Origin of the sequence: Agathobaculum butyriciproducens (assembly GCA_003096535.1) — a bacterium.
Classification (GTDB): domain Bacteria; phylum Bacillota; class Clostridia; order Oscillospirales; family Butyricicoccaceae; genus Agathobaculum; species Agathobaculum butyriciproducens.
In genome coordinates this window covers 46,933-58,333 of sequence record QEKJ01000010.1, presented here as the reverse complement: position 1 = coordinate 58,333, position 11,401 = coordinate 46,933, and the positions used below count along the sequence as shown (strand labels likewise).

General features: G+C 56.6%; 12 protein-coding genes and 3 tRNA genes. All 15 read right to left on the bottom strand.

The features are described from left to right. Positions 1 to 67 precede the first annotated feature (67 nt). The gene (rpmA, locus tag C7386_RS08705) at positions 68 to 346 is read right to left on the bottom strand and encodes a 50S ribosomal protein L27 (protein ID WP_110436006.1); all 279 of its coding nucleotides are present in this window, start codon (positions 344 to 346) and stop codon (positions 68 to 70) included. Next, the gene (locus tag C7386_RS08700) at positions 333 to 668 is read right to left on the bottom strand and encodes a ribosomal-processing cysteine protease Prp (RefSeq protein ID WP_110436005.1); all 336 of its coding nucleotides are present in this window, start codon (positions 666 to 668) and stop codon (positions 333 to 335) included. The genes rpmA and C7386_RS08700 overlap by 14 nt, the downstream gene beginning before the upstream one ends. 4 nt (positions 669 to 672) lie before the next feature. Beyond that, positions 673 to 984 carry a 50S ribosomal protein L21 gene (gene rplU, locus C7386_RS08695; RefSeq protein ID WP_110436004.1) on the bottom strand — a complete coding sequence of 104 codons (312 nt, stop codon included), beginning with the start codon at positions 982 to 984 and terminating at the stop codon, positions 673 to 675. A gap of 161 nt (positions 985 to 1,145) precedes the next feature. Then, a complete protein-coding gene (locus C7386_RS13620) occupies positions 1,146 to 2,060 on the bottom strand; it encodes a hypothetical protein (protein ID WP_207655866.1) in 915 nt (304 codons plus the stop codon). 28 nt (positions 2,061 to 2,088) lie between these two features. Further along, the gene (rpiA, locus tag C7386_RS08685; protein WP_110436003.1) at positions 2,089 to 2,766 is read right to left on the bottom strand and encodes a ribose-5-phosphate isomerase RpiA; all 678 of its coding nucleotides are present in this window, start codon (positions 2,764 to 2,766) and stop codon (positions 2,089 to 2,091) included. 444 nt (positions 2,767 to 3,210) lie between these two features. Continuing rightward, positions 3,211 to 4,065, bottom strand: coding sequence for a bifunctional methylenetetrahydrofolate dehydrogenase/methenyltetrahydrofolate cyclohydrolase FolD (gene folD, locus C7386_RS08680; RefSeq protein WP_110436002.1), 855 nt, complete (start codon positions 4,063 to 4,065; stop codon positions 3,211 to 3,213). Positions 4,066 to 4,092: 27 nt separating this feature from the next. Further along, positions 4,093 to 4,926: a prolipoprotein diacylglyceryl transferase gene (lgt, locus tag C7386_RS08675; protein ID WP_110436001.1), complete on the bottom strand. Its 834-nt coding sequence runs from the start codon at positions 4,924 to 4,926 to the stop codon at positions 4,093 to 4,095. A gap of 20 nt (positions 4,927 to 4,946) precedes the next feature. Continuing rightward, entirely contained in the window at positions 4,947 to 6,209 is a 1,263-nt protein-coding gene (yfmH, locus tag C7386_RS08670) for an EF-P 5-aminopentanol modification-associated protein YfmH (RefSeq protein ID WP_116705302.1), read from the bottom strand. Then, positions 6,206 to 7,489, bottom strand: coding sequence for an EF-P 5-aminopentanol modification-associated protein YfmF (gene yfmF / locus C7386_RS08665; RefSeq protein ID WP_116705301.1), 1,284 nt, complete (start codon positions 7,487 to 7,489; stop codon positions 6,206 to 6,208). The genes yfmH and yfmF overlap by 4 nt, the downstream gene beginning before the upstream one ends. Before the next feature lie 1,129 nt (positions 7,490 to 8,618). Continuing rightward, positions 8,619 to 8,694 (bottom strand) — tRNA-Val (locus tag C7386_RS08660). A 3-nt stretch (positions 8,695 to 8,697) separates the two neighbouring features. Then, positions 8,698 to 8,772, bottom strand: a tRNA-Glu gene (locus C7386_RS08655). Positions 8,773 to 8,781: 9 nt separating this feature from the next. After that, positions 8,782 to 8,858: transfer RNA gene (locus C7386_RS08650), tRNA-Met, on the bottom strand. Between the two features lie 121 nt (positions 8,859 to 8,979). Continuing rightward, entirely contained in the window at positions 8,980 to 9,756 is a 777-nt protein-coding gene (locus tag C7386_RS08645) for a transglutaminase domain-containing protein (protein ID WP_110435998.1), read from the bottom strand. A gap of 95 nt (positions 9,757 to 9,851) precedes the next feature. Then, entirely contained in the window at positions 9,852 to 10,634 is a 783-nt protein-coding gene (locus C7386_RS08640) for a hypothetical protein (RefSeq protein ID WP_110435997.1), read from the bottom strand. A 25-nt stretch (positions 10,635 to 10,659) separates the two neighbouring features. After that, positions 10,660 to 11,385, bottom strand: coding sequence for a 16S rRNA (uracil(1498)-N(3))-methyltransferase (locus C7386_RS08635; RefSeq protein ID WP_110437178.1), 726 nt, complete (start codon positions 11,383 to 11,385; stop codon positions 10,660 to 10,662). Positions 11,386 to 11,401: the final 16 nt, after the last annotated feature.

Here is an 11,401-nt window from a genome sequence, read left to right as displayed (position 1 = left end):
CGGTTTCACAAGGAACCGGAATTTGAATATAGGGGGCTTTTGAAGCCCCCTATACGCAACGCTATAATTACTGCGGGTAAACGGAAACCTGCTTGCGGTCCTTACCCAGACGCTCGAAGCGAACAACGCCCTCAACCTTTGCGAACAGGGTGTCGTCCTTACCGCGGCCAACATTCACACCCGGGTGGATCTTGGTGCCGCGCTGGCGAACCAGGATGTTGCCTGCCGGTACGGTCTGACCGTCTGCACGCTTTACACCCAGTCGCTTGGACTCGGAATCACGACCGTTCTTGGTCGAACCAACGCCCTTTTTATGAGCGAAAAACTGTAAGCTAATCTTCAGCATCTGCTTGCACCTCCATTACGTTCAAGAAATCAGAATAATTTTGTTCCAGTTCGGAAAAATGCAGCTTCAGAGCACAAAGTGCATCCTGTCCGCGTTCCACATCGCCTTTCGGCAACGTAAAGCGGATATGCGCTCCGTCATCCTCGATGAGAGTATCGACCGGAATATGCTGTACATCATACAGCAGCGCATGCGTCAGCATAACCGCACTGGAGATCGCTGCGCAAACGATGTCTTCCCCTTCCTCCGCATAGCCTGCGTGGCCGAGAATATCTACCGCGAGGATTTTATCCTCCTGCAGCGAAAAAGTGACTTTGGTCACGGTCTTACGCCTTGATGGACGCGATGGTCACCTTGGTGTACGGCTGACGATGACCCTGACGACGGCGATAACCCTTCTTCGGCTTCATCTTGAAGATGTTGATCTTCTTGCCCTTGCCGGTCTTCTCAACCGTGCCGGTTACAACCGCGCCGGAAACGTACGGAGCGCCTACGGTGATGGAATCACCCTCGCCTACTACCAGAACCTCGTCAAAGAATACGGTAGCACCGTCCTCTACGCCGAGCTTCTCAACGTAGATTACGTCGCCCTCGGATACCTTGTACTGCTTGCCGCCAGTTTTCAGAATGGCATACATATGTTTTCCCTCTCTTTCGTTGTAGAGTCACGCTTGGCACGGCGGTGCATCGTTTGATACACACTTACAAAAGCCTATGCACAATGCGGCTTTTAATAGCATAGCACAAGAGGCACGAACTGTCAAGTCCATGCCTCTGATTTTTTTAATTTTTCCGCAGATTATGCGTTTGCATCCGCAGATGCGGAAGAAGCGCTGCTGTCAGACGAATTGTCGGACGCACTGCTGTCGCTCGAACTGTCAGAGCTGCTATCCGAGCTGCTGCTATCGCTCGAACTGCTGCCGGAAGCCGTGGTATTGCTGCTGTTATTGAAGAACGAAGCAACAAAGTCATAGAAGCCGGACGGAATCGTGCTCGTCGAGCCGGTTGCGCTGCGGTCGGTGCTGACAAAGCCGGTGTCACCCTCTGCAAGACCGATCACGCGGTCGGTGAACAGCACATAGTACTGGCAGATCGGTGCATCGCCGGTGGAGGCGGCATAGCCGGAAGCGTCATCGCGGTACTCGCCCAGCTTGTCCTGCAGGTAGCCCTTTGGAACGCTGATGTAGCGAAGCTGCGAGCCGGTGCTCTGTACTACATAAACGCCGTCGTTCAGCATCGGGATCAGATCCACGATGCTGTTGGTCTCTGCGGTCTTAGCCGCAGGAAGCGTTGCGGTGATGCTGCTCTGCAGGGTCTGATTCTCCTGCGTCAGCGCACCAATCTGTGCGGACAGATTGTCCTTATCCTTATTCAGTGTTTCGATCTGCGAGTTCAGGTCCGCAATTTTACTGCCGCGGGACTTGAACAGTCCGCCGAAGATGATCGTCAGCAAAAGCAGTACCAGCACGGCAATGCAGAGCACCATGCGGTAGTTCAGCTTGACCGATGCTCTGCGCATCGGCTTGCCTTTGCCCATGCGCATGCCGGAACGCACCGGACGTGCCGGCTGACGTCTGCCTGTGCGTGCGGGACGCTCACTGCGGTCGAGGCTGCTCGAGCGCTCACTACGGTCCGAGGCACTCTCGAACCGGCTGAAGTCCGGCTCAAAGCGGTCGAATCTGTCGAAGCGGTCGTTCTGATCGTTCTGATCCATCATTAATTCTCCTGCCTTTCAGCTGCGCTTACTTGGACGGATTTTCGATGACCTGAACCTCACCGTTGGAGTGGCCGACGATCATGCGCTTGCACATGTTGAGGAACAGACCATGCTCCAGCACGCCGAGCATGCCGGTCAGCTTGGAGTAAACGTCCTGAATGTCAAAGCCTGCGCCGAGGTGCAGATCCGCGATAAAGTTGCCGTTATCGGTAACAAAGGTCTTGCCGTCGCGTACACGCAGAACCGGATTCCAGCCGTAAGCTGCCATGCGCTCCATCGCCTGCTTGGAGCCGTACTGTGCGATCTCAACCGGCAGATGGAAAGCGCCGATCTTGTCCACCAGCTTGGACTCGTCCATGATCCAGATAACTTCCTTCGCCATGGATGCAACGACCTTCTCGCGGTACAGCGCACCGCCGCCGCCCTTGATGGCGTTGAACTGCGGGTCGATCTCATCTACGCCGTCGATTGCCAGATCAACGTGATCCAGCTCGTCGATGGTCAGCAGCGGAATGCCCAGTTCACGAGCCTGCGCCTCGGTAGCCTTGGAGGTCGGGATCGCCTGAATCTTCAGGCCGTTCTTTACCATCTCGCCTACTGCATTTACCATGTGGTACGCAGTGGAACCGGTGCCCAGGCCAACAACCATGCCGTCCTTTACATACTCTGCCGCCTTATCGCCGGCAAGCTTCTTCATATCCATTGTATTCGTCCTCCCCTGACGTGATAAACCGTATGTTGCGGTTAACTCATTAGCTTTATTATAGAATGAATCCGGACAAAGGTCAATCTTTTCTAATTTACAAAATAAAAACAATCCCGCCGAAATTTGGTGGGATTGCAAAGGCAGTCGATTTCTGATATACTTGTCGTTAAGAAAGGTGCTGCCGCGCCTGCGGTAGGCGGTTAAGTCTTGCCCCTGTAAAGGGGGTGGTTTTATGGAATATCTCGTAATTCTTGTAGTGATACTTGTACTTATTGAGCGTATTTTAGGACCAAAGAAGAAATAACCGCCTCTCACTCCCAATGATTGCGGTTATTTCTTCCGTTTTCTTTAGGGGCTGACCGTCTACCGGCAGCACCTTTCGTTATCTTTAGTATACCCGCCCGCACCCGGATTGTCAACCCGGATACGGGCGGTTTTTGTTTACTGAATGCCGTGCTGGAGCTTTGCCGCCTTGAGCGTATTCTTCATCAGCATGGTGATGGTCATCGGACCAGCACCGCCCGGAACCGGCGTCATGTAAGAGGCCTTTTCCATAACCTCCGGCGCCACATCGCCGCAGACTTTGCCCTCGGCGTTACGGTTGATGCCCACGTCAATCACCACTGCGCCCTCCTTGACCATATCCGGCGTAATAAAGCCTGCCTTGCCGACAGCGGCTACCAGAATATCCGCACGGCGGCACACCTCTGCAAGATCCTGCGTGCGGCTGTGGCAGATGGTAACCGTACCGTGACGGTGCAGCAGCAGCATGCTCATCGGCTTGCCGACGATATTCGAGCGGCCGACTACGACGCACTCCTTGCCCTTCGGGTCGATCTTGTACTCGTCAAGCAGCTCCATGACACCCGCGGGCGTGCACGGCACGAAATCAAAATTGCCGACCATGATCTTGCCGACATTAACCGGATGGAACGCGTCCACGTCCTTTTTCGGATCGATGGCGTCGATGACCGCCTGCTCGGAAATATGCTTCGGCACCGGCATCTGGCACAGGATGCCCGAAATTGCCGGGCTCTCGTTCAGTTGTGCAATCAGACCGAGCAGTTCCTCCTGCGTGGTCTCTTCGGGAAGCGCGTACTTCTCGCTGTAAAAGCCGCACTGCTCGCAGGCGCGCTCCTTATTGCGGACGTAAATCTCGCTCGCCGGATCGTTGCCGACGATAATAACCGCCAGCCCCGGCGTTACACCCTGCTTTTTCAGCGCCTCGGTCTCTGCCAGAATGCTACCGCGCACCTTCGCAGACAGTGCCTTGCCGTCCATTCTTACTGCACTCATATTGTCGTTCTCCTTTATCGTGAAATGTTATTCGCCTTTTTTCTCGTCCGCCTTGTCCTGCTCCGGCGCGTAGAATGCCTTCTCGACCTTGATGCGCTTATATCGGCACACCAGCACAGCAATCGCCGCAATGCAGCTTATGCCGGCCAGCAGCTGCGATACGCGCACCGGGCCGAGATACAGGCTGTCCGTCCGCAGGCCCTCGATCCACGCACGGCCCAGACCGTACCACGCTACATACAGCAGCGCCATTTCGCCCTTAAACTTGCGCTTCTTCGAATAGAAATGCAGCACAAGGAAACCGACAAAGTTCCACAGCGACTCATACAGGAAGGTCGGATGCACCGGAGAAGCGCCGTCAATGCTCATGCCCCACGGCAGAGAGGTTGCACCGCCATGTGCCTCACCGTTGACAAAGTTGCCCCATCTTCCGATGCACTGACCGATCAGCAGACCGAACGCCGCCAGATCGCACAGGCTGGCAAACGACAGTTTCTTAATTCTGCTGTACACCGCCAGTGCAATCACAACACCGATGACCGCACCGTAAATCGCAATGCCGCCCTTCCAGATGGCGATGATCTCATTCGGATGCTGGCTGTAATAGCCCCATTCAAATGCCACATAGTAAATACGAGCGCAGATGATGCCGACCGGCACACAGATGATCAGGCAGTCCATCAGATTGTCCGACGTAACGCCGAACTCCTTCGTCCGTCGATTGACATACAGTGCTGCCAGCACAAAGCCCAGGCAGATAATAATGCCATACCAGTAAATATCCTTGCCGAACAGATTGACGGCGACACGGTTGATGTTAAAATCCAGTCCGAGCGCCGGAAATGAAATTGCGTGTTCCATGATCTTTCTTCTTTCTATCGTTACTTCGGCTCTACCACCGACATGGTCGAGCGGTTCGGCTGTGCCCAACGGCGGAACATTTCCTGCACATCCTCCGCATGGATGGTGTCAAACAGCCCGGCAAAATCCAGATAATGCTCACCCGCAAAAACAGACGCGATCTCCTGTCGTGCATACAGATCGGGCACATCCAGCATACGCAAACGCATGCCGTACAGCGCGTTCTTCATGCGGCGGAACAGCTTCGGCTCGATACCCTCCTGCGCCAGCCGTGCAGTCTCCCGCTCAAGTGCTTCGCGCACGGCCGCCGGATCTCGGCTCTCGCCGCCGAGGATCGCGCATGCACCATCCGGAATGAGCGAATAATCCACATCAAAATCGCGTCCGAGCAGCCGCTTCTCGTACAGCTTTGCATACAGCGGAGAGGTATCGCCGCACAGAATACGCACCGCCAGATCACCGATCAGACTGCGGCGCAGGCGGCTTTCGCCTGCCGGAACCGGCTCGTCCTTAAAGCCGACCATGCACTGCGGCAGCGACACCTGCATTTTGCGCGTCACAACCGGCTGATGGACTTCCGCGCGGCGCTCGCCGTAATGACGCTGACCGATCTCGGGTGCGTCCTTCGGTGAAATCTCCTCTGCCATGCGGCATACCTGCTCGAAGTCCGCTGTGCCGCACACCACGAGTGCCATGTTCTTCGGACTGTAAAACGCACGGTGACAGGTGTACAGCAGCTCCGGTGTAATATGCGAAATGCTCTCCTCGCTGCCCGGAATGGACACGCGCACCGGATGATTGCGGTACAGGCCCTCATACGCGCCGACGAACACCTCCCAATTGGGTGTGTCCTCTACCATGCGGATCTCCTGATTGATAATGCCGCGTTCCTTCTCCACGTTTTCATCCGTGAAGTACGGCGTGAACACGAATTTAAGCAGAATCTTTAGATTCTCCTCAAACCGGTCGGTGCAGGAAAAGTGATACGCCGTCATGGTGTGGCTTGTGAACGCGTTCGGACTTGCACCGGTGCGGGCGAATTTCTGCAGTGCATTGCCGTCCTCATCCTCGAACATCTTATGCTCAAGGAAGTGCGCAACGCCCGCCGGCGTGTCATACCGCTTACCCTCAAAGGTGAACGATGCGTCCACCGAACCGAAATCGGTCGCCAGAATGGCGAAGGTCTTGCTGAAACCCTTCTTGGGCAGATAGCAGATGCGCAGACCGTTTGCCAGCGTGCGGGTCTGCATACTCTCGTGCAGAGCGGAATAATTCTTTATCATTTTGCCGCTCCCTTCATAAAGAATACCGTGTCAAGCGCTGTGCTCTGTGCCGCGGCAATGACCTGCTCGCGCGTGATGTCGGCCACCTGCTCGATGCGCTCCTCGGGCGATACGAGCGTGCCTGCAGCCGCCTGTCCCATCCAGTAGCGCTCGAGTGTAAGCGGGTCGTCGAGCATGGTACGCCAGCCGTTGACCAGCGTTTTGCGTGCGCTTTCGAGTTCTGCGTCCGTAATTTCGCCCTTGCGGCACAAATCCAGCTGGTGCAGGATTTCATCGCGTGCGACCTCGAAATTTCCGTTCTCAATGCCGGAGTTGACGATCATCAATCCCTTAGAGGCGACAAACTGTGCGCTTGCATAGTAGCACAGCGACTTTTTCTCGCGTACGTTGAGGAACAGCTTCGCGCTTGTCGAGCCGCCGTAGATGGTCTGGAACATCCAGTACGCCGCCGGTTCTCCGCCGGTCAGTGATGCACCGCCGGTACGGAAGCCGAGCGACAGCTTGCCCTGGGTTACCTCGGCATCCTCAACGACCTCACGAACATCACCGGCAGGCCGCGCCTGCACGACCGTGTGCGGCTGATACAGCGTGCCCTCGCGCGGCTGGGCCAGCGGCGTTGCCATGAAGTGCGCTTCCACCTCGTCCGGCATCATCGTACCGCAGTAGAACAGCTCCACCTGCGCCTCACTCAGCGCACGGCGATAGGCCGCGTACAACGTTTCCGGCGTAATGCGCTCCGCCTGCTCGATCGTACCGAGCGCGGACTTGCCGTAGTTCTCGTTTTCGCACATGAGCTCGTTCAGTCGGCGCGGCGCCCACGAACGCGGATCGTTTTTGAGCGCGGCAATGCGGTCGATCAGGTTGCCGCGCTCGCCCTCTACATAAGCGGCGCAGAACAGGCCGTCCTGCAGATACGGGTCATACAGCAGATCGCACAGCAGACCGATCACACCGGCGGTCAGACCGTCGGCTCCCGGTGCATAAGTCTCATCAATACAGTCGGACAGAAAGCCGATGCACAGGTTCTCTCCCTCCTTGCGCACTGCGGCTTCGATACGCGCACCGTACAGCTCGTCAAGCGCGGTGCCGAACGCCTGCATGTCGTTCAGCCTGGCCGTGCCGCGGCGCAAAACCTGCGGCAGACACGCGCGCAGCGCGGCATCCTCGCCGCCGAGCGGCAGCACCAGCATCGTGCGCAGCACTGCCCGCTTAAACTTCGGTGTGGTCACGCAGGTGAGATTGATTCCCGCACCCAGCGTTTTTCGGGTCACTTGTTGCATAATTTCCCTCGATTCCGGAAAAGTTTGTCTAACGGGTTATATTATACCGTATATGTGGGAGTAACGCAAACGTAGTTTATGTGAAGTTGCGGCGGTTTAACCGCAACGCAGGCTATTCCGGAACCGACCCGTTGGGATGCACGAACCGCGCAGGCGGTTCGCCCTATCCGGGCAGCATTTCTCAGCACCGGCTGAGCGGGGTACTCGAACTGCGCAAGCGTGTTCGTCCCTAACGGGCGGAGAGTTTTTCGCTGAAATTCAGCGAGGAGTTGCGCTCTGCGAAGCGCGGGAGATTGCCGCAGGCGCGGCTGGGACAGCGCCGTACCCACGGCGGTGGGCAAAAAGGAAGGGACACCTACGGTTTCCCTTCCTCTTTGAACTCCTGCCTTTCCCTTGCTTCCTAATCTGGCGCAGATTTCCTATATGTGACCGCTTCGAAAATAGGGAACGGCAGAGGATTTTTTCTACCGTAGGGGAGCACAGTGTGCTCCCATGCCGAAACCTATACGCAGTGCCGGATATCGTTCTGCTACACATGTGGGTTAGTTTACGCAGGCGCGGCATAGCAGTGCCGCGCAATTCGTGAGCACGTTATTATAGACAGCACCTGCGAAGATAAATCGACCAAACGCCTAAATTCGCAGGTGCCTTCCGTTACAACACGCAAAAAAATTGCGCGGCACTGTTATGCCGCGCTCTGCGTAGAGTTGACCGTATGTGTAGCAGTACGCTGTCTGTGAACTGCGAATATTTTACGAAACCCACGCTGCGGTAACCCGACTGCCGTTCCCCTTTTCGCAGCGGTCACAGGTCGGCAATCTGCGCCAGACCCTCCCAAAAGGAAGTGGGAGTTAAGAGGGTAGAAACCTTGGTGTCTACCCTCTTGCCCCGCCGCGGGGCGCGGCGAATCCCCGCGCTCCGCAGAGCGCAACTCCTCGCTTGATTTCAAGCGAAAAACCTCCCGCCCGGAAAGGGTGAACCGCCTGCGCGGTTCAGGTACCCCGGTCAATCCGTGCAGAAAAAGGTGCCGCCCAGACAGAACGTAGCGCTGCGCGCCTCGTATGCCCCGGAAAGCCAGCGGTTTCTAAAGACAAAAAGAAAAACCACTCACTTTCGTGAGTGGTTTTCGTGGTGGAAGTTAACGGGCTCGAACCGCTGACCCTCTGCTTGTAAGGCAGATGCTCTCCCAGCTGAGCTAAACTTCCAAGTGGTGACCCGTGGGGGAATCGAACCCCCGTTACCGCCGTGAAAGGGCGGTGTCTTGACCGCTTGACCAACGGGCCAAGGGAAAATGGTAGCGGTAATTGGACTTGAACCAATGACCTTCCGGGTATGAACCGGACGCTCTAGCCAACTAAGCTATACCGCCATATCCTTTTCCGTTGTTATCGCCCGCTCGCTGACGACTTGTTTAGTATAGTCCATAATCGAGCAAATGTCAACACCTTTTTTCAAAAAAATTTGAAAAAGTTTTGGAACCGGTTTTCCCGCTATTTTCCGCCCTGCTCCAGACTGTCCAGAAGCTGCTCGTAGAACGCCTCATTCCAGGTATGCGTCTGCGCCAGCTCATCTCCGGTGAGCATAAAATACTGATCGGATACATATTCGCCTCTGTCCGGAATCGGATCGTCAAACGTGCAGTCGATGTAATATGTTGTGCCGCCCAGCCGCACGGCATTCCAGCCGTGGTTCATTTCCTCGGATGCGACATAGATGACCTGAATGCCTGCCGCCTTGCACAGCATCTCATACGCGCGGCCGTAACCGGCGCACACGGCCTTATGATCGAGCAGCGCGCCGTCTGCCGCAAAAGCGGGTGCCGAGCCGTCCGGAGCGTCCTCCTCTGCCGTATCCACATCGTACTCGCACTGGCGGATGAGGGTATCGTGCAGCGCACGCAGTTTCTCCTCGGCCGTCATGGTCTGTGAGATCGAACCAGCTGTCAGCACCTTGGCATACTCCCACGCCTGCTCCTGCCGCGCCTGCCGGGAAACCTCGGCGTTCAGCTCGATGGTCTTGTTCGGCCGTGTTACCGCGTGCAGCGCGAATGCGTATGGATACTGCGCCTCCAGCGCCCGGTACACCTCGTCCGCATCCACGTTGTCCTCGCGGAAGGCAACGCCGTTTCCGCCGTTCTCCGCGTCCTGCCGGAGCAGATCTGCCGCCTGATAGACGTTATCCACCGGCTCCGCCTGCAGATACGGCAGCCAGAATACACCGCCGCCAAGCAGAGCCATGGTCAGCAGAAAGCCGAAAAACCGTCTCATATGTCCCCTCCTTCGGGTATGACAAAGCGGGCGGCTGCGCCGCCCGCTGTCTAACCGTCAAAACGCGCCGCGCTTCGACAGGAAAAATGCAATTATCACATCAGCTTCACGGTATAGTATACCGCAGTGATGAACAGATATGCCGCTGCCGCACCCAGTGCGATCATGACATGGCTTGCCGCAAGTACAACGACTGCCGTCAGCGCTACCATCACGATCGGCGTAATGGTGAGCATCAGGTACGCGTTCTTGCTGAACTGGGTGTCGATCTTGCGGCCGTGGAAGGTGAACTTGCCCTTCTTGCGGCGCAGAGAAGCCGTAACAGCGATCTGGATCAGCGCCAGCACCGCGGTACCTGCTGCCGCCACGGTGGACATCCATGTATGGTTAGCCGAAACCAGCGCGCGGTGAATCACCAGCATTGCCGCAACACCCACACCGGTATCTACTGCAATCAGGAAAAATTCCGGCGCATAAGAATGATACACCAGATAATACACTGCCAGAACCGGCAGAACAACATACATCGCCTTGATCGGCATGGTGCCGTAGTAGTTGATCGCGGTCAGGAACACGATGGCAACGATGCTTGCAATCAGCATATTGCGTCCGCACACGATGCGGCGCACGCTGCTGCGCTTGCCTGCATGCTCCTGTCCCAGCATGATGATGCCGGCTGCCGCGCCGACAATGCCCACACCGAGCAGCACCCGCGTTACCAGCACGCCGGTCTTCCATGTGTTGCTGTAGCCCAGCAGGCGCTCGAGGATCATCAGTACCAGCACGCCGAGCAGGCACACACTGAATACTGCGAGCACCTTGTTGGTGGTATACTCTTCCTGAGAAATTGGCTTTTTACCCACATTGTTTTTTGCCAATGTTTAACACTCCCTTTATTTCTTCTCACATGTTGCCGCCGGCATAGAGCACGGCCGCAAGCGCCGCAATCGGCGCAGTCTCACACCGCAGGATGCGTGTACCGAGCGAAACGCTCTGCAGTCCCGCGTCCACGGCTGCCTTTGCTTCAGCCGGATCGAAGCCGCCCTCCGGCCCGACCATCAGCGAAACCGTGTCCCTGACACCGCCTGCAAGCGCATCACGCAGACCGGTCCGTCTCTCGTTTTCGTAGAAAAACAGTGCCGTTTCGCTTTCCGCCGCCTGCGCGATTGCCTGAGCGACCGGTACAACGGCTGCCACCTCCGGCAGACGTCCTCTGCCGCACTGCTTTGCTGCCTCGGCAGCAATCTTACGCCAGCGTTCCACCTTCTTTTCGGTCTTATCCGGTCGGGAAACGCAATTCTTGGACAGATACGGCACGATACGGCTGACGCCGAGCTCTACCGCCTTCTGCACGATAAATTCCATTTTGTCGCCCTTGGGCAGCGCCATAAACAGCGTGATAGACTGCTTCGGTTCGGTATCCGCCGCGTGGCAGCTTACGACCCGGCAGGTCACAGCTTCCTTCTCCACGGCTTCCACCGTGCAGTCAAAATCCATTCCGGCACCGTCACACAGGGTAACACCTTCGCCGACACGCAGACGCAGAACACGTCCCGCGTGATGCGCGTTTTCTCCGGTAAGGGTCAGCACGCCGTCCTGCGGCTGCTGATCGACAAAAAATCGAGGCATAATAATCAAATAACCT